The organism is Streptomyces sp. rh34 (assembly GCF_002551245.1).
Taxonomy (GTDB): domain Bacteria; phylum Actinomycetota; class Actinomycetes; order Streptomycetales; family Streptomycetaceae; genus Streptomyces.
Map to the genome: position 1 here is coordinate 1 of NZ_NTGZ01000041.1, position 19,042 is coordinate 19,042.

15 protein-coding genes are annotated in these 19,042 nt (G+C 67.1%); 6 read left to right on the forward strand and 9 right to left on the reverse strand.

Going from position 1 to position 19,042, the window contains the following annotated elements; translation table 11 throughout:
* Positions 1-65: 65 nt before the first annotated feature.
* The 3 genes from CR470_RS10910 to CR470_RS10920 form a co-directional block, all read right to left on the reverse strand.
* Positions 66-308, reverse strand: coding sequence for an exodeoxyribonuclease VII small subunit (locus tag CR470_RS10910; RefSeq protein ID WP_097867384.1), 243 nt, complete (start codon positions 306-308; stop codon positions 66-68).
* 164 nt (positions 309-472) lie between these two features.
* Complete coding sequence (xseA, locus tag CR470_RS10915; protein WP_097867385.1) at positions 473-1,684, reverse strand: exodeoxyribonuclease VII large subunit; 1,212 nt, start codon at positions 1,682-1,684, stop codon at positions 473-475.
* Between the two features lie 93 nt (positions 1,685-1,777).
* Entirely contained in the window at positions 1,778-3,211 is a 1,434-nt protein-coding gene (locus CR470_RS10920; RefSeq protein ID WP_179892209.1) for an APC family permease, read from the reverse strand.
* Positions 3,212-3,304: 93 nt separating this feature from the next.
* On the opposite strand from CR470_RS10920, the gene CR470_RS10925 reads away from it, so the two are divergent.
* Both CR470_RS10925 and ppgK read left to right on the forward strand, forming a co-directional pair.
* Positions 3,305-4,294: a 4-hydroxy-3-methylbut-2-enyl diphosphate reductase gene (locus tag CR470_RS10925; RefSeq protein ID WP_179892210.1), complete on the forward strand. Its 990-nt coding sequence runs from the start codon at positions 3,305-3,307 to the stop codon at positions 4,292-4,294.
* A gap of 38 nt (positions 4,295-4,332) precedes the next feature.
* Entirely contained in the window at positions 4,333-5,088 is a 756-nt protein-coding gene (gene ppgK, locus CR470_RS10930) for a polyphosphate--glucose phosphotransferase (RefSeq protein ID WP_097867387.1), read from the forward strand.
* A gap of 88 nt (positions 5,089-5,176) precedes the next feature.
* On the opposite strand, the gene CR470_RS10935 is transcribed toward ppgK, so the two are convergent.
* Positions 5,177-5,740: a DUF6542 domain-containing protein gene (locus CR470_RS10935; protein ID WP_097867388.1), complete on the reverse strand. Its 564-nt coding sequence runs from the start codon at positions 5,738-5,740 to the stop codon at positions 5,177-5,179.
* 354 nt (positions 5,741-6,094) lie between these two features.
* On the opposite strand from CR470_RS10935, the gene ychF reads away from it, so the two are divergent.
* The 4 genes from ychF to CR470_RS10955 all read left to right on the forward strand — a co-directional run bounded on the left by ychF (position 6,095) and on the right by CR470_RS10955 (position 13,602).
* A complete protein-coding gene (ychF, locus tag CR470_RS10940) occupies positions 6,095-7,183 on the forward strand; it encodes a redox-regulated ATPase YchF (protein ID WP_097867389.1) in 1,089 nt (362 codons plus the stop codon).
* 289 nt (positions 7,184-7,472) lie between these two features.
* A complete protein-coding gene (locus CR470_RS10945) occupies positions 7,473-9,218 on the forward strand; it encodes a type I restriction-modification system subunit M (protein ID WP_097867390.1) in 1,746 nt (581 codons plus the stop codon).
* A gap of 230 nt (positions 9,219-9,448) precedes the next feature.
* The gene (locus CR470_RS38720; protein ID WP_179892211.1) at positions 9,449-10,450 is read left to right on the forward strand and encodes a restriction endonuclease subunit S; all 1,002 of its coding nucleotides are present in this window, start codon (positions 9,449-9,451) and stop codon (positions 10,448-10,450) included.
* Positions 10,450-13,602, forward strand: a complete 3,153-nt coding sequence (locus CR470_RS10955) for a type I restriction endonuclease subunit R (protein WP_097867391.1) — start codon at positions 10,450-10,452, stop codon at positions 13,600-13,602. The genes CR470_RS38720 and CR470_RS10955 overlap by 1 nt, the downstream gene beginning before the upstream one ends.
* Positions 13,603-13,611: 9 nt before the next feature.
* Here CR470_RS10955 and CR470_RS10960 read toward each other — a convergent pair whose 3' ends face one another.
* The 5 genes from CR470_RS10960 to CR470_RS10980 all read right to left on the reverse strand — a co-directional run bounded on the left by CR470_RS10960 (position 13,612) and on the right by CR470_RS10980 (position 18,757).
* Positions 13,612-14,019, reverse strand: a complete 408-nt coding sequence (locus CR470_RS10960; RefSeq protein ID WP_097867392.1) for a PIN domain-containing protein — start codon at positions 14,017-14,019, stop codon at positions 13,612-13,614.
* Entirely contained in the window at positions 14,016-14,291 is a 276-nt protein-coding gene (locus tag CR470_RS10965; protein WP_097867393.1) for a hypothetical protein, read from the reverse strand. The genes CR470_RS10960 and CR470_RS10965 overlap by 4 nt, the downstream gene beginning before the upstream one ends.
* Positions 14,292-14,659: 368 nt before the next feature.
* Entirely contained in the window at positions 14,660-15,991 is a 1,332-nt protein-coding gene (locus CR470_RS10970) for a hypothetical protein (RefSeq protein ID WP_097867394.1), read from the reverse strand.
* Entirely contained in the window at positions 15,988-17,967 is a 1,980-nt protein-coding gene (locus CR470_RS10975; protein WP_097867395.1) for a hypothetical protein, read from the reverse strand. The genes CR470_RS10970 and CR470_RS10975 overlap by 4 nt, the downstream gene beginning before the upstream one ends.
* Positions 17,960-18,757 carry a toll/interleukin-1 receptor domain-containing protein gene (locus CR470_RS10980; protein ID WP_097867396.1) on the reverse strand — a complete coding sequence of 266 codons (798 nt, stop codon included), beginning with the start codon at positions 18,755-18,757 and terminating at the stop codon, positions 17,960-17,962. Before CR470_RS10980 ends, CR470_RS10975 begins: the two co-directional genes overlap by 8 nt.
* Positions 18,758-19,042: the final 285 nt, after the last annotated feature.

The window sequence follows — 19,042 nt, forward strand, 5'->3', positions numbered from 1 at the left end:
CCTCGCGCCATCAGAGATGTGTATAAGAGACAGACCGGACGCTGCCGGGCCCCGCGGGCGCCCGCTCAGCCCTGGCCGTCCTCCTGCGGGCGGGCCAGGGCCGCGTCCAGCCGGGCGCGGGCGCCCTCCAGCCAGTGCCGGCAGACCTTCGCCAGCTCCTCGCCCCGCTCCCACAGGGCCAGCGACTCCTCCAGCGTCGTGCCGCCCGCCTCCAGCCGGCGTACGACCTCGATCAGCTCGTCCCGTGCCTGCTCGTACCCGAGCGTGCCCGTGGCGGCAGCCGCCGTCGTCCCGTCGTCGTCCGTCATGTGATCCACCCTAAGTGTGAGCTGTTACGACCATGTGGGCGCTGCCGCCCTGCGACACGGCCGTCCGGCCGTCCCGTACCCCGGCACCGGCGGGCGCGGCCGTCGAGCCGTCCCGCTCCCCGGTACCGGCGGATGTGGCTGTCCGGCCGTCCCGCTCCCCGGCCTCACCCGTCCACCCGCACCGTGAACTCGCCCTCCGACACCCGCGCCCGCAGCGGCTCGCCGGGCGCCCCGGCCTCGTCGGGGGAGCGCACCACCTGGCCGTCGGGCCGCTGGAGCACCGCGTATCCCCGCTCCAGGGTCGCGGCCGGCGACAGCGAGACGACCCGGGCGAGCGTGTGCGACAGCTCCGAATCGGCCCGGTCCAGGAGATGGCCCAGCACCCGGCGGCTGCGCCCGAGGAGTGCGTCCACCTCGGCCTCGCGCTCGTCCACCAGCCGCTGGGGCCGCTCCATCGCGGGGCGGCCCAGCGCGTGCGCGAGCCCGCGTTCCTCGCGGTCCAGCAACCCCCGTACGGTCCGCAGCGCCCGGTCCCGCAACTGCTGCACCCGCTCCAGCTCCTCGCCCACGTCGGGGACGACCTTCTTGGCCGCGTCCGTGGGCGTGGAGGCACGCAGATCGGCGACCAGGTCCAGCAGCGGTGAGTCGGGCTCGTGGCCGATCGCGGAGACCACCGGCGTACGGCAGGCGGCCACGGTCCGGATCAGCTGCTCGTCGGAGAACGGCAGCAGATCCTCGACGCTGCCGCCGCCCCGCGCCACCACGATCACGTCGACCTCCTCCAGCGCGTCCAGCTCCTCGACCGCCTGCACCACCTGGGCGACCGCGTTCACCCCCTGCACGGCGGTGTTGCGGACCTCGAAGCGCACGGCGGGCCAGCGGCGGCGGGCGTTCTCCAGCACATCGCGCTCGGCGGCGGAAGCACGCCCGCAGACCAGCCCGACGAGCTGCGGGAGGAACGGCAGTGGCTTCTTGCGGTCCAGGGCGAAGAGCCCCTCGGCGGCGAGCGACTTCTTCAGCTGCTCCAGCCGCACGAGCAGCTCACCGATGCCGACCGGCCGTATGTCCGTCGCCCGCAGCGACAGCTGCCCCCGGGGCGCGTACCACTCGGGCTTGGCCAGCACGACGACGCGCGCGCCCTCCGTCACCACATCGGCGATCCGGTCGAAGACCTGCCGGAAACAGGTCACGCTCACCGAGATGTCGTGGGACGGATCGCGCAGCGTCAGGAAGACGACCCCGGCGCCCGGGCGCCGCGACAGCTGGGTGATCTGCCCCTCCACCCAGATGGCGCCGAGCCGGTCGATCCACCCGCCGATGAGCCGGGACACCTCACCGACGGGCAGCGGCGCTTCCGCGGACGTGTTGAGAGCCATACGGGCGAGCGTATCGGCCGCCACCGACAGGACCCCCGCCCCGCGCGGAGGTTCGCGGCCCGCACCACGCGAAGCCGTACGGGACGCGAAGCCCTACGGGACCGGGGTCCCCTTGCCCCCGCCACCCTGGCCCTCCAAGCCGCCCCGGCGGCCCGTCCCCTGCACCGCCAGCACCACGAGCCCCACGCCAAGCCAGCAGACGCCCACCACCTGCGAGGACGTTGTCGCCTCCACGATGACCGCGACCAGCACCCCCGCGCCGACCACCGGGATCAGGACGTGCCGCCACCACACCGGCGGGCCCTCCATCCGGCGTACGGCGAACCAGCCGACCACCGACGCGTGCAGCAGGATGAACGCCGTCAGCGCGCCGATGTCCACCACGGAGACCAGATGGTCCAGGCCGTCGTCGCGCCGGGCCGCCCACACGGCGGCCACCAGCGTCACGACCGCCGCACACAGGATCGCCACCCGCGGTACCCCCGACGACGGGTCGACCTTCGCGAGGAAGTGCGGCAGGCGCCGCTCCCGGGCCATCGCGAAGACGAGCCGCCCGGCGGCGGCCTGCCCCGCCAGCGCGGCGAACGCGGCGCCGATCGCCTTGCTGACCGCCACCAGGTCATGCAGCCACGTCCCCACCGAGGCATCCACCGCGTCGTAGAACGCCGACCCCTGCGCCGCCGGGTCCGCCGCCAGCTCCGCCGAGCTCACCGGCTCCAGCAACGCCGCCAGATACGACTGCGCCACGAACAGGGCACCGGCCAGCACCAGACAGAACAGCACCGCCCGCGCCACCTTCTGCGAGCCGCCCGTCACCTCCTCGGCGAACGAGGCGATGGCGTCGAAACCCAGATAGGAGAGCACCGCGATCGACACGGCCCCCAGCACCGCCGCCATGGAGAACCCGGCGTCCCCCGTCAGCGGCGTCAGCCAGCCGCGCTGCGCCCCGTCCCGTACGAGCACGACCACGGCCGAGACCACGAAGACCAGCAGCACCACGATCTCCATGGCCAGCACCGCGAAGCCGACCCGGGCTGCCGCCCGTACGCCCCACAGGTTGAGCAGGGTGGTGATGAGCACCGCGATAGCGGTCCAGACCCACCGCGAGACCTCCGGAACCAACGCGTTCATCGCGATCCCGGAGAAGAGGTAGGCGACGGCCGGGATCAGCAGGTAGTCGAGCATGGCCATCCACCCGGCGATGAACCCGGGCCCTTCCCCGAGCCCCTTGCGGGCATACGTGAAGACCGAACCGGCGAAGGGGGCGACCCGCACCATCTGGGCGTAACTGAAGGCGGTGAACCCCATGACCACCGTGGCCACCACATAGACGAGCGCGACCGCGCCGCCGGACTTCGCGTCCAGGGCGCCGAACACCCCGACGGGGGCCATCGGGGCGATGAACAGGAGCCCGTAGACGACCAGATCCCGGAACCCCAGCGTCCGTCGCAGCCTGCCCGGTCCTGTACTGCTCCCCGCACCGCTGCCCGTTCCGCTGCCCGAACCGCTCTCCGGCACCGACGTCATCGCCCCTCCATCACCATCCGTCATGACTCACGAACACACCGCGACCAGTCTCCCGATCCGGCCGTCCTCGCGCCTGTTCGCCACGGCCTTACGATGGGACGCATGACTGCAACTCCTGCCCGTCGTGTCCTGCTCGCCGCACCCCGTGGCTACTGCGCGGGCGTGGACCGTGCCGTGATCGCCGTCGAGAAGGCCCTGGAGCAGTACGGGGCCCCGATCTACGTGCGCCACGAAATCGTGCACAACAAGTACGTCGTGCAGACCCTGGAGAAGAAGGGCGCGATCTTCGTGGACGTCACCGCGGAGGTGCCCGAGGGCTCCATCGTGATGTTCTCCGCGCACGGAGTCGCGCCCACCGTCCACGCGGAGGCCGCCGAGCGCAAGCTCGCCACCATCGACGCGACCTGCCCGCTGGTCACCAAGGTCCACAAGGAAGCCGTCCGGTACGCCAAGGAGGACTACGACATCCTCCTGATCGGCCATGAGGGTCACGAAGAGGTCATCGGCACCTCCGGCGAGGCCCCCGAGCACATCACCCTGGTCGACGGCCCCGAGGACGTCGCGAACGTCGAGGTCCGCGACGAGTCGAAGGTCGTCTGGCTCTCCCAGACCACCCTGTCCGTCGACGAGACGATGGAGACGGTCGACGCCATCAAGGCGAAGTTCCCCAACCTCCTCTCGCCGCCCAGCGACGACATCTGCTACGCCACGCAGAACCGCCAGATCGCGGTGAAGAAGCTCGCCGAGGACGCCGAGCTGGTCATCGTGGTCGGCTCCAAGAACTCCTCCAACTCCATTCGCATGGTCGAGGTCGCCCTGGACGCCGGAGCCCCCGCCGCCCACCTGGTCGACTTCGCCGACGAGATCGACGAGGCCTGGCTGGAGGGCGTGACCACGGTCGGCCTGACCTCCGGCGCCTCCGTCCCCGACGTCCTCGTCGACGGCGTCCTGGAATGGCTCGGAGAGCGTGGTTACGCGGACGTGGAGACGGTGAAGACGGCCGACGAGTCGATCACCTTCTCCCTCCCCAAGGAGCTGCGGCGCGACCTGCGCGCCGAGGCAGCCGCCCTTTCCGCCGAGTAGCCGCGCAAGGGGCCCGGCCTGCCCGTACCGTGGGTCCCATGGAGATCTTCGGCGTGGACATCGGCGGATCCGGGATCAAGGGCGCTCCCGTGGACCTGGACCGCGGAGACCTGGCGCGGGAGCGCCACAAGGTGCTGACACCGCACCCGGCCACGCCCACGGGCGTGGCCGATTGCGTGGCCGACGTCGTCGGCCACTTCGCATGGTCGGGCCCCATCGGCATCACGTACCCGGGGGTCGTCACGGACGGGATCACCCGTACCGCGGCCAATGTCGACAAGGGCTGGATCGATACGGACGCCCGCGCGCTGCTGGGCGAGCGGATCGGTCAGCCCGTCACCATCCTGAACGACGCGGACGCGGCCGGGGTCGCCGAAATGACGTTCGGCGCGGGCAAGGGCCGCGCGGGCACGGTCATCATGCTGACCTTCGGCACGGGCATCGGCAGCGCGGTCTTCACCGACGGCCGGCTCGTCCCCAACACCGAGCTGGGCCACCTGGAACTGCACGGCCACGACGCGGAGAAGCACGCCTCCACGAAGGCCAAGGAGGACGGGGACCTCAGCTGGCAGCACTGGGCGCACCGGGTCCAGAAGTACCTGCTGCACGTGGAGATGCTGTTCTCGCCCGAGCTGTTCATCATCGGCGGCGGCGTGAGCCGCAAGGCGGAGAAGTTCCTGCCGCTGATCGAGAAGGTCCGGGCGGAGATGGTCCCGGCCCAGCTCCAGAACAACGCGGGCATCGTGGGAGCGGCGATGGCGGCGGCGGGCCGGACGCAACACGACAGGGGCTGAACGGGACAGAGGGCATCGGGGGCAGCGCCGGGCGCATGCAACGCCGGGCGCATCAGAGTGACAGCGGCGACGGCCTGAGAGAGCCCGCTCAGGGCTGCTGAGGACGGCGGACAGCCGCGCCCGCCGCACCCGCCCCGGCCCGTACGGGCTTCTCGGCCGCGGGGGCGGCGGAGGAGGAGCGGGGCGTCCGCTCGGGGGCGGCACCACGCCCCTGGGCCAGCACATACCGTCGCCGGGCGCGCATCTGGCGCACCTTGCGCACGGAGGTGATGAGTCCCGCGATCAGCGTCCCGCCGTACAGCCAGCCGGCGTGCACGGCGAGGGCGGTGACGAGGCCCATGATCTGCCCGCCGAAGCCCTCGGACCCGCCGGAAATCGGAAACACTCCGACGGCGAAGGCGATGGGCACGCTGATCGGTGCCGTGACCAGGTCGGCGGGCCTGACCCAGAGCGCGGTCAGAGCGCTGACGGGCAGGAAGAGCAGCCCGTAGACGAGCTCCGAGCTGTCGAACAGCAGCCGGTCGACACAGGCGAGCACCAACATCGTGAGGGCGGCGAACAGCCCGGCCCCGATCCCGGTGAGCCGGGGGTTGGGGAACCGCCGCAGCGCGAGAACCACGGGGGGCACGCTGCGCACCCGTACCCGGTACACGGCGGAACTCTCACCGGCGGAACCACCCGGCGCGGGCGGGGCGGGCGCGGCCTGCGGGGGCTGCCTGTGCTGCGGGGGACGTGTCCTGTGCTGCTCCACCCGCACAACGTAGGTCGCGGGGGGCGGGGAATCAGGTGTTGGACACGCGCTTTGGCCGACCTTGGCATTGCGTTCGATGTCACACGGCCGAAAGGCGCACTGTTCGGGCAGGCGGGAGGGGCCGGTAAACCGCACTGTCCGGGCCCACCGGCCCGGCCCGTAAACTGGAGAATCGGTCCACTCCGGGACCCGGCCGAACAGCCGAGCCGGACCCGGACGCCCCTGACCCCCTCCTCACTCCAGGAAGTCGCCAAAGTGTCGCTCACGATCGGAATCGTCGGTCTGCCGAATGTCGGCAAGTCGACCCTGTTCAACGCCCTGACCAAGAACGACGTGCTGGCGGCCAACTACCCGTTCGCCACGATCGAGCCGAACGTCGGCGTGGTCGGCGTCCCGGACCCGCGGCTGAACAAGCTCGCGGAGATCTTCAGCTCGCAGCGGCTCCTCCCGGCGACGGTGGACTTCGTCGACATCGCCGGCATCGTCCGGGGCGCTTCGGAGGGCGAGGGCCTGGGCAACAAGTTCCTCGCGAACATCCGCGAGTCCGACGCGATCTGCCAGGTCATCCGGGCCTTCAAGGACGAGAACGTCGTCCACGTCGACGGCAAGGTCTCGCCGAAGGACGACATCGAGACGATCAACACCGAGCTGATCCTCGCCGACCTCCAGTCCGTCGAGAAGGCCGTCCCGCGCCTGACGAAGGAATCCCGCCTCCAGAAGGAGAAGGTCGCGGTCCTCGCCGCGGTCGAGGAGGCCCAGAAGATCCTGGAGTCCGGCCAGACGCTGTTCTCCGCGGGCATCACGGCGGCCACCGAGAAGGGCCGGCTCCTCCACGAGCTGCACCTGCTCACCGTCAAGCCGTTCCTGTACGTCTTCAACGTCGACGAGGACGAGCTGGTCGACGAGGACTTCAAGAACGAGCAGCGCGCCCTGGTCGCCCCCGCCGAGGCGATCTTCCTGAACGCCAAGATCGAGTCCGAGCTGATCGAGCTCGACGACGACGAGGCCCTCGAACTGCTCCAGTCCATGGGCCAGGAAGAGCCCGGCCTCGCCACCCTCGGCCGCGTCGGCTTCGAGACCCTGGGCCTCCAGACCTACCTCACGGCAGGCCCGAAGGAAGCGCGCGCCTGGACGATCAAGAAGGGTGCCACGGCCCCGGAGGCGGCCGGTGTGATCCACACCGACTTCCAGAAGGGCTTCATCAAGGCGGAGATCATCTCCTTCGACGACCTGGTGGAGACCGGCTCGGTCGCCGAGGCCCGCGCCAAGGGCAAGGCCCGCATGGAGGGCAAGGACTACGTCATGCAGGACGGGGACGTGGTGGAGTTCCGCTTCAACGTCTAGCGGGTGACGTACCATCACATCGCTTATCTGGCAAATATGCAGGTCAGAGGGGGCTCGGCTCTTCGGAGGCGAGCCCTTGGCTTTTTTCCGTGCTGGGATGGTGCTGGGATAGCTGACCCCTCGTCACCTGTCATCATCCCTGGTCATCCGTACCGTGCTGGGATCGTGCTGGGACGTGGATGTGGCGGCGGTGCTGGGTTCGGCCCTGGTGAGTGGCCGAACCGTGGGACGGCGGCTGCTAGCTCTGGCAAAGTGATCGGCACTGCTAGACGATTCTCGTGAGGAACTTGTGAGCACGCTCGGTAGCTTCATCTGGTCAATTGCTGACCAGCTTCGGGGTCCATATCGCCCCAACCAGTACGGGACGGTGGTCCTCCCGTTCACGATCCTGCGGCGGCTCGACTGCATTCTCGAGCCTGATCGCGCGATGGTGCGAGAGCTAGCTGCGCGGTACGAGAATCCGAACCGGCTCAAGGTCGAGGTCAAGAAGGCCACGGGGCGGGCGTTCTACAACACCTCCAACTATGAGTTCGCGACCCTGCTGGCCGATGCGGATGGGCTGGCGGACAACCTCGCTGACTACATCGATCGATTCTCCGCCGACGTGGATGTATTCGAGTACTTCGACTTTAAGAATGAAATCCTGGCCTTGGAGAAGGCCGGGCTCCTGCGCGAGATTGTTAAGTCCTTCGGCGCCGTCGACCTGCATCCCGACGTGGTGTCCAACGCAGACATGGGGGATGCGTTCGAGTACATCATCCGCAAGTTCAACGAGGCCGCGAACGAGACCTCCGGAGACCACTACACACCGCGTGATGCGATCCGACTGCTGGTCGATCTGCTCTTCGCAGAGAAGGACGTCGACCTCACCGAGGGCGGCATCATTCGGTCGCTGTACGACCCCACCGCCGGCACCGGCGGCATGCTCTCCCTGGCAGAGGAGCACCTGCTTGGCCAGAACCCCGAGGTCAAGCTGAGCCTGTTCGGCCAGGAATACAACCCGCAGTCGTATGCCATCTGTAAGTCCGACCTGCTCGCCAAAGGCCACGACGCGACCAACATCGCCTTCGGTAACACGCTCACGGACGACGCCTTCAAGGGCCGCCAGTTCGACTACTGCATGTCTAATCCGCCCTACGGAGTGGACTGGAAGCAGTACTCCAAGGCGATTAAGAATGAGCGCGACTCCGCCGGCCCCTACGGCCGCTTCGCGCCGGGCCTCCCGGCGATCTCGGACGGACAGATGCTCTTCCTGCTCCATCTAGCCCACAAGATGCGTGCACCTGAGGACGGCGGCGGCCGTGTCGGCATCATCATGAACGGTTCACCGCTGTTCAACGGCCCCGCTGAGTCTGGCCCCTCCAGCATTCGCAGGTGGCTGTTGGAGAACGACCTGGTCGAGGCGATCGTCGGGCTGCCGACCAACATGTTCTTCAACACTGGCATCCCTACCTACATCTGGATCCTCGACAACACCAAGCACCCTGACCGCCGGGGCAAGGTCCAACTCATCGATGGCACGTCGTTCTGGACCAAGATGCGCAAAAGCCTCGGCTCGAAGACCCGCGAGATCAGCGACGATGATCGCGCCGAGATCGTGCAGTTGTACGCCGACTTCGAGACCGCCGATCCCGACCTTTCTAAGTTGTTGCACAACGACGAGTTCGGCTACTGGACCATCAGCGTAGAACGCCCGCAGCTGGACGACGGTGGTAAGCCAGTCATTGACCGTAGGGGTAATCCGAAGCCTGACTCGAAGAAGCGCGACGCTGAAAATGTTCCCTTTGCCTACGGCGGCTCGACGGCTGGCGCAGCGGGGTATCGCGAGGTTATCCAGGCTTACTTCGACGCAGAGGTGAAGCCTCATGTACCCGACGCCTGGATCGACTGGTCCAAGACCAAGACGGGTTACGAGATCCCCTTCACTCGCCACTTCTTCAAACACATTCCGCCCCGCCCGCTCGCCGAGATCGACGCTGATCTGGAGAAGCAGATCGCCAAGATCATTGAATTGCTTCGAGAGGTTGAGAAATGAGTTGGGCGAACTGGCAGGTCATCCCACTCAAGCGAATCGTTAGCTCCGTTCGAAGCGGGACCAGTGTGAATGGTGCACCCTGGCCGGCCCAAGGTGATGAGCCTGGTGTACTCAAGACGAGCGCAGTTTACGGCGGAGTCTTCAGGCCGACAGAGAACAAACAGGTCGATAGTTACGACTTGGATCGGGTGTCGTGTCCGGTGCTGGCTGGCTCGCTGATCGTGAGCAGAATGAACACGGCGCAGCACTTGGGCGTAGCTGCCGCTGTGGCTCAGGATCATCCAAACCTCTACCTGCCAGACCGATTGTGGGCGGTGACCTTTTGCGGTGCTGACGCACGGTTCATCGATTGGTGGACAAAAACGCTGGCTTACCGAACTCAGGTGGAAGCTGTCTGTGTCGGCACGAGTTCCTCAATGCAGAACATCAGCCAGAGCGACTTCCTGGATCTGAGGATCGATCTTCCGGAACCAGGGATGCAGGGCGCCATCGCCGACTATCTCGACCGTGAGACGGCCAGCATCGACACGCTCATCGGGGAGCAGCAGAGCCTCATCGGCCTCCTCCGTGAACGACGTCAAGCGATTATCGATGCAGCTTTCTCGGTTCTTGGCGAGCCGAGCGTACAACTGCGCCGGTACACCAGGTTCCTAACGAGCGGCTCCCGCGGGTGGGGTGATTACTATGCAGACGAAGGCGAGCGTTTCGTTCGCATCGGAAACTTGCCTCGGATCAACCTCGATCTTCGAGGTGAAGTTCAGTTTGTCGACATTCCGGTCGATGCGGCTGAGGGCTCGCGAACGATGTTGCAGGGAGGTGATCTACTCTTCTCCATCACGGCTTATTTGGGATCAGTAGCCGTAGTTGAAGGTGAATGGGTCGGTGCGTACGTAAGCCAGCACGTGGCCCTCTGCCGCCTGGAATCAGAGCACGTGGATTCCAGGTTCATTGGATGGTTCATGCTGACTACCACGGGCCAAGGTCAGCTCAGCCAGGGGGCTGCGGGCGGAGCGAAGATACAGTTGGCGCTCGATGACATCAGGGAACTTCGGGTTCCACTTGCGCCCATCAACGAACAGCGAAGCATCGCTTCATCCCTCGATGAGCGGACTGCAAAGATCGATGTGCTCATCGCGGAATCGGAGCGGTTCATCGAGCTTGCTCGCGAACGCCGATCGGCACTGATCACGGAGGCTGTCACGGGGCAGATCGACGTGCGGGAGGCGGCGTGATGGCTGACCACAACGAGGCGGTCTTCGAGAAGGAGATCTGCGAGTATCTCGAGGCCCGCGGCTGGCTGTACTCGGTGAACGACCACGACGGCGGCGAGTACGACCGCGAGCGGGCGCTGTTCCCGGCGGATCTGTTCGAGTGGCTGGAGGTGACGCAGAAGTCGGCGTACGAGAAGGCGCTGAAGGCGGCGGGGTCACAGGCGAAGTTCCTCGACGTGCTGACCGCAGCGTTGGACAAGCCGCTGGAGCACGGCGGTGGGACGCTGAATATTCTCCGCAACGGGGTGCAGTACATCGGTGGCGGCCGGTTGAAGATGGCCCAGTTCCGCCCCGAAACCTCGCTCAACGCGACCACTGTGTCGCATTACGAGTCGATGCGGGTGCGGGTGGTGCGCCAGGTCCACTTCTCGACTGCCGACCAGCGCACCATCGATCTGGTGTTCTTCATCAACGGGCTCCCGGTGGCCACGGTGGAGCTGAAGACCGACTTCACTGAGTCGCTGGACGCGGCGATCAACCAGTACAAGCAGCGCCGCAATCCATTGACGAACGGGCGCCCGGAGCCGCTGCTGTCGTTCGGTCACCGGGCGCTGGTGCACTTCGCGGTCTCCAACGGCCTAGCGGCCATGACCACGAAGCTGGAGGGGGACAAGACCCACTTCCTACCGTTCAACGTCGGCTTCGACAGTGGTGCCGGCAACCCGCCTGGCGCGGACGATGGGTCGGCGACGGCGTACCTATGGGAACGCGTCTGGGAGAAGCACGCTTGGCTGAACGTCATCGGGCGGCTGATGATCGTGCAGACCAAGGAGGAGTGGGACGTCACCGCTGGCACCTCCGTGCGGCGTAAGAGCATGCTCTTCCCGCGCTTCCACCAGTGGGAGGCCGTCACGAGCATTGTCGCCGCAGTGAAGGAGGAGGGTGTCGGGCACCGGTACTTGATCGAGCACTCGGCCGGGTCAGGGAAGACGAACACCATCGCCTGGACCGCCCACGGGTTGGCCCGACTACATGATGCCGACGACAAGAAGGTCTTCGACTCCGTCATCGTGGTCGTGGACCGTACCGTGCTCGACTCCCAGCTGCAGGATGCGATTCGGCAGATCGACGGGAACAAGAAGATTGTCGCGACGATCAGCCCCGAGGACGTTCGCAAGGCTGGCGCGAAGTCGAAGTCGGGTCTGCTGGCGCAGGCGTTGAAGAACGGCGAGCTCATCATCGCGGTGACGGTGCAGACCTTCCCGCATGCGTTGGAAGAGATCCGGACCGACGCCGGCCTGAAGGGCAAGCGGTTCGCTGTGATCGCTGATGAGGCGCACTCGTCCCAGTCGGGGCAGATCTCCTCGAAGCTGAAGCAGGTGTTGACAGCCGAGGAGGTCAAGGAGATCGAGGAGGGCGGCGAGGTCGATGTGGAGTCGGTGCTGGCTTCGGAGATGACCGAGCGGGCCGAATCGGAGAACATCTCCTACTTCGCTTTCACTGCGACGCCGAAGAACAAGACCCTTGAACTGTTCGGCCGCAAGGGGCCCGACGGGAAGCCGCACGAGTTCCACCTGTACTCGATGAAGCAGGCAATCGAGGAGGGCTACATCCTCGACGTACTCAAGGGCTACCAGTCCTACAAAACTGCGCTGCAGATCGCAGGCAAGGCCGAGGCCGGTGACGGAGGCGAGGTCGAGGAGGCCGCCGCCCGCAAGGGGCTGATGAGGTGGGTTCAGCTCCACCCGACGAACGTCAGCCAGAAGGTACAGATCGTCGTCGAGCACTTCCACGCCAACGTCGCCTATCTCCTCGAAGGCAAGGCGAAGGCGATGGTGGTGACCGACTCACGCAAGTCCGCGGTGAAGTACAAGCTGGCGATAGATGCCTACATCGCCAAGCGTCGCGCCGAGGACGCCTCATACAACTACCGCACCCTGGTCGCCTTTTCAGGCGGGGTTACGATGCCTGAGAACGAGACCTGGCACAGCGACTGGGGTCCGCAGCCGTCGAAGGACGACGAGTTCACCGAGGTCAATATGAACCCCGGCGCCGGGGCTGATCTGGCGGCCGCCTTCAAGGGCGACACGTACAAGATCATGCTGGTCGCCAACAAGTTCCAGACCGGCTTCGACCAGCCCTTACTCACGGCGATGTACGTCGACAAGAAGCTGTCGGGGGTCACCGCCGTGCAGACGCTCTCGCGCCTCAATCGCACCCACCGGACCGCTGGTGGGGAGCAGAAGCGCAAGACGTTCGTCATCGACTTCGCCAACAAGCCCGAGGACATTAAGGCGGCCTTCGAGCCGTACTTCAAGAACGCGACTCTGGAGACCGAGACCGACCCGTATGTCGTCGTCCACCTGGCCAACAAGCTTGCCCAGGCCGGGGTCTACACCGAGGACGACGTCCGCAAGGTCGCCGAACTGTGGGTGACACGGAAGGGCAACAATGCTCTCTCGGCGGCGATCAGCCCGGCGCAGCACGACTTCCGGCGCCGCTACGCGCGGGCGATCGAGGAGGAAGACAAGGTAAAGCTCCAGGAGCTCGACCTGTTCCGCAAGGACGTCTCCACATACGTACGGCTCTACGACTTCATGTCTCAGATCGTCGACTATGGCGATCCCTACATGGAGATGCTTTCGATCTTCTTGCGCTTGCTGGAGAAGGTGATTGCCGAGTCCGCTTGGGCGGCCGACGTGGATCTCTCCGACGTTGTGCTGGTCGGGGTCAAGCACAACAAGGCGATCGCGGTCGACATCTCACTCGTGGGGGACGGACAACTGAAGGGCATCAGCGCCGCCGGCACAGGGGCGAAGAAGGACCCGAAGTACGTCGCGCTTCAGGTCGTCATAGACAAGATGAACGACCTCTTCGGCGCCGAAACGTTCGCTGCCTCCCAGGTCAGGGAGTTCGTACAGGGCCTCGTGCAGCTGCTGCTCGCCGACTCGAACTTGGTCCAGCAAACCAAGGTGAACTCCAAGAAGCAGTTCCTGGAATCACAGGACTTCCAGGCCGCCGTCACGGAGGCAGTCGCAGACAATCAGGACGCCCACAACACGATGGCTGACTACTTCTTCACCGACGGGCCGGCCATCAACGCGATCATCGTCGCCCTCGCTGATGCCTTCTACGAAGCAGCAGTCGATCAGCAGGTGGATTCACCTGAGTAGGCGCCGCGGTCAGACGTCCTTGATCTGTACGCGGTCGCCGCACAGTTTCGACCAGTCGTCGCGGTCCGAGGTCAGTACGAGGACGGGGGCCGGGGAGCGGAGCGCCATCGCGGCGACGAGGGCGTCGATGGCGTACTTGTGGCCGTGTAGGCCGCCGGCGTCGCTCAGCAGCTGCACCGCGGTGAGACTGTCCGCCTGGGTAACGTCCTGGACCTGAAGGCGGGAGAGAAGCCAGCGCAGCCGGGCGGCGTCCGTCTTCCCGTAGACGGCCTCCACCACCGTCAGGGCCGACACGAGGACGGGCACGCCCACGCGACGAGCGGCTTCGATCCGGGTCACCATCTGGCGGTCGTTGCGCAGGAGCAGCGACAGTGCCTGGGAGTCCACGACCAGGGTCCTGGCCGCGGGCTCCTTCATGCGGCGCTGTCGTTCGACGCGTAGTGCGCCGGTGCGGCACCGAACAGTTCGCTCTGCGCGGCCTGGACTTCGGCTTCGCTAAGCGGCTCGTGCTCGGCTTCGTAGGCGGCCACGATCTCGGCGAGGCCGTCCATCGCGAGCTGATGACGGACCGCCGCCGTCACGTACGCGGACACGCCGCGCTTACCGGTACGTGTGCGCAGAGCACCGAGGAGTTCCGCGGGCATCGAGACGGAGATGTTCTCCGTGCCGCCGGGGCGGGGTGGCTTCATGGCTGCAAGTCTAGTACAGAAACTATTACAGCGTCTGGAGTGCTGCGCGGTCTGTATCCGGGACGGACCTTGATGCGTAGTCTTGGCGCTTCTGGATCTACTTGTACTTTGCAGTGAATCCCGTGCTGGGACGGTGCTGGGATGCACCCGCATAACCGCAGGTCAGACCGGTTGTGGTGGAGTTCCGCTTCAACGTGTGAGCGGGTGAAATAGCACCACGTTGATGACCTAGCGAATGTACAGGCCGGAAGGGGCCTGATCATTCGAGGTCAGGCGCCTTCCGACGTGCACGGTCTCGGGACGGGAAAGGGCTCCCCTGCCGCGGTGTGCGGCGAAGGAGTGCTTCGGAGAGCCGACCGTCTACCGGATCAGTTTCCGTCCTCGTCCCGTGTGCGGGGTTCGGCGGTCGGGTGCTGGCTGTGCGAGGGGTCCCAGAGGCGTGTAGACGTCATGTCGTCCTCGCCTGTCTCCCCGTGGTCTCTGCTTCTCTCGTTGGCGCTGTTCTCCGGCGCCCAGGGGGTGAACGCGCCTGCGTCGGCATCCGGGTCCGCGGCCGTGTCGGTGAACGGCGGGCCCTCGGGGGTTGGGGAGCGGGGCGGCCAGGGCCCGGTGCTGTTCCACTCGTCCGAAGCCTCGCCTTCTGGCCCCTCGTCGGGGGCCAGGCCAAAGGCCCGCCTGATCTCGTCGGCGGCCTCGTCCAGCCCCTCCGCTTGCAGGAACCGCATCACACGGTGCACGAACACCGTGTACCCGTCCATGTCCGGCTTGACGCCCGCAGCCGTCAGCAACAGGCGCAGCCGATCCGAGACCCCCACTTCCTCCTCGCGGTCGACCATCTTCCCTCCGAGGTCACCCTCGTCCCACGGCGGCCCCCCGACGGTCGCCTCGCTCCGCGCGCCCACGGGCGGAACGAGCAGGTGTCGGAAGAGCGCGGGCACCTCCTGGTCGTTTGCGGCCGCCGCGATCTGGGCGAGCGGGCCGATCATGTGGACCGCCTTCTCAATCTCGTTCTCGTGGCGGGCCAGCCACCACACCACCGCGCTGCCCGCACTCTTGAGCACGTCGTCCCCGAGGTAGCGCCGCTTGTTGCGCTCGTGCTCGCGCTCGCATTCCCAGATCTCCTCGTCCTTGCGAAGATCGTTCAGCTTCCGAAGGCGCTCGCGGTCGGCGGGAGCGAGGGTCAGCGTCACATCGGTCGCCAGGGCCTTCACCCGATCGTTCCGGTCCGGGAGCAGGACGCCCAACTCCCCGTCCAGAAGATACTGCGCGAAGCTAGCCCGGTCGGGTTCCTCGTGGCGGACGACCTCCCGGGCCCGGCTGACGACCGAGGAGACGGCGAGGGCCGGGGAGGCGTCGTCCGACCGGCCGGCGTGGTCGGGAACAGGCTTCCACCACACAGTGGCGGAGAAGAGGAAGTCGTAGCCGCCCGTCGCGCTCGGCAATACCGCGTTGATCACCCGTGTCTCCTGGTACGACTGCTCCACCGGCACCGCGGGCGGCTCGGGTTCCCCGGGCTCGTACGGGTTGGCCGACGTGTGACCGCTGCTGGGGACCGTCATCACGAGCAGCAAGGAGCCCGAGGCCGTGACCATGGACATGAAGCCCCATAGCCAGGCTGACCAGTCGAGGAGGTTTCCGAGCACAACCGGTGTGAGGCCACAGAGGACGACGAACAACAAGCTGGAAAAACGGTGTCTCATCGTGCCTCTTCCGTGGTTCGTGGTCCGGTGTCCGCACGCTCTGTGCGGCCGTACTGCACCTGGTCGATGTACTGCCAGAAGAGGGCGGCTACCGCTGCCCGGGACGGGTGGGGCGTGGACCCAGCCCAGTCGCAAGCGATGGCGTAGAGGCGGTGGAGGGCGGCTGCGCGGCTGCGCGTCGCCCCTACCATCACTTCCAGCGCCATCTTCCGTGTGCTGTCGCCCGCCACGGCGTTCAGCCAGCTGCTCACCAGCGGCTTCCAGAGCTCCGTCGGCGGCTGGGAGAACACCGTCTCCCAGCCCAGGAACAGGTCCGGCCACGGCGGCGGGTCCGGTGCCCGGTCATTCCTCAACAGATCTGTGAGCAGCTGGAGATGGGGCTCTGCCCCGTGCGGCTCCCGACGCGCCCGGTCCCGTAAGCGGTCGATCAGCAGTCGGTAGAGCCGACGGTCGCGGCATGCGAGGTCGAGAAGGGCCTCCCGGGCCTCGCGCGCAGCCTTCCCCTTCCGTACGGCGAGGTAGTGGAGCCGTACCACCGCCTGATCCGGGTGCGTAGCGATGAGGCTCTGGACACAGGCCGTGGTCAGGACGCGGGCGAGACCGTTCGACAAGGAGCCGGATCTCACGACGCACTCGTACATCCGCTTGCGGAACCATCCCCCGAACCTCTCGTGGCCGAGCCCCAGTTCGAGGGCGGCCACGGCTCGTGGATCGCAGGACGTTCCGGTCGCGTGGTCCGCCCAGCGCGCCACGAGGTCGAAGAGGTGGTCGGGCCGCTCGACGGCCAGGGCTCGCTCACCGAAGCGGACGACGACATTCACCCGGTCGTCGGTGGTCAGACCGCGTAGCCCGGCGGCGCAACCGATCCAGTCCCTGAGGTCATCGCGTACCCCGGGGAAGTTCGCCCAGAAGTACATCCGTACCGCGTCGGCATAGGCCAGCCGTTCGAAGCGAAGCCGTCCGTCCGGATCCCGCTCGATCCCGAGCCCTTCCAACCGCTCTCCGAAATCTGTCCGCGCGAGCTCGGTCGTCACTTCCTCCTCGTGCTTCACCGTCTTCATAAGACCGTGCCACGCCTCGTAGACGGTGTCGGCGCGTGCCTCCTCGAACATCGCCGTCGCGAGCAGCAGGGCCCGCTCGGGCGCGGTGCGGACTGCGGCCACCTGCCGGCCCACCTCGCTGGCACGGTCGGTCACCGCGTGCATCGCCTGGTCTAGCCATCCCGCGAAGTCGGCGCCGAACCGGCCGCTGTCGCGAGCGGCTCTCACCAGCCCCGCGAGCCGCGCCAGTTCCCGCATGGGGGAGCGGTCACACAGGTGCTGGAGGTCGGCGCTCACCAGGTTCGCGGGGCGGAAGGGCATCCGGTCCATGCGGAGGTACCGGGTGACGACGGCGACGCCCCTGGGGCGTCCCAGCCTCACCGTGTGCGGGTCGAGGTCCGGCGAGTGAGCGTGATCCATGCCCGACGGCAGGACGACGACCATGTGGGCCCCCGACTCCTGGACCTGTGACCGGCGCACGGCCAGGCGGCGCTGGGCCTTGTCGTACGTCTCCTCGTCGGCGATTCCGGAGAGGTCGAGGAGGAAGCGGTCCCCCATACCGGGAACAAGAGGGTTCTCGTCCTTGCCCGTGACGGGAAGCTCCTCGAACCGGACACCCTCCTCGTCTGCGCCCCCGTCCTCACCAAACCCGTGCAGCAGCATGATCGCCGCGGCGCGGCGGCCGCTGCCGGGCAGCCCTTCCAGCAGCACCACGGATCCGGGCTTCTCCAGACGGTCGGCGGCAACGCGGTAGCCCACCGGCGGAACGAACCGGTCGGCCAGGCGCACCCGGTCCTCGCGGGTGATCCGGAGGGACTCGACCCCCTTGCGGATCATCCAGTCCGTGCCGACGCCGTAGAAGACGTACTGGTGCCCCTCGCCGTTGTTCACTGGGCCGCGTGGATCGTTGACGGTGACGCGGTCCTGCTCACTCATCGTCCGTCGTCCCGTGCCGGCGCTCACGCTCGAAACGCTGGTGGACCGTACCGCTGTTGTCGCCCGCTGTGAACTGGACCCCGGTGTTGTCGCCCTCGAAGTGAGGTGCGTTGTACTGATGGCCCCGACCGGTGTTCACAGGCCCCTTCGGCTCGTTGACGAAGGTGCCGGACAGGTCTCCGTTGAGGTTTCCGATGCCGCCGCGCACGCGCTGCTTGACGTCGCGCGTCCGCATCCTGGTGGACCCGGGGTCCGGTGCCGACTTCTTACGGGATTTCGCCTCCACCCGCTCCCGCACCGCACGGGCGTCCCGGTCCACCGCACCGAGCTCGGGCAGGAGCCGGGCGAGGGTGTCGCCGAGCGCCGTCAGGTCTGATTCGGCGTTGCGGTGGTCGAACCGCCTGTACTGGCAGTCCGCCAGCTCCAGCAGATCGTCCGGAAGGACGGCGTGGTCGATCCTCGTGGCCTTTCCGACGAGCACGGGGATCACGAGGACCCCGCGGGCGAGCGCAGTATGGATCTCGCGACGGGTCCAGTCCTGCTCGGCTTCGAGGGCGGGGCGGCCGTCGGCCCCCCGCACCTCCGCCCAGCGCGGGCCGATCACGGCGAGGAGGGACTCGCACTCCTCCACCGCCCTGACCAGCTCCACCGGGAAACGGCGTCCGGGCTCGATCGAGTTGCTGGCGAAGAAGATCCGCTCGTCGCCGAACCGACGGGCGAATTCCCGAGCGATCATGGTCGCTGCGGACTCCTCGTCGCCCGTGCGGTAGTTGACGAAGACGTCGGGCATGAAGGTTCTCTTCGTGAAGGAGGACGGGGTGAACGGGCGCGGGGCGGTGGACCGGGGCTACGGTCCGCCCAGGGCATGAGGTTCTGACCGTGTGGACGGCATGGCGCATCCACAGGAAGGCGTGCGGACTGAGGTGTGCCGCCAGGTGCGTCACGGGTCGCGGGCAGCCTGAAGAAGCCGGGGGCGCGATGCGACGCGTCGAGCGGTGATCAGAGGGGATCCGTCGGAGACCGTGGGATCCGGAGGGCCGAGGGATGGGGTGGTCCGGCGAGCCGGGCGGTTCGA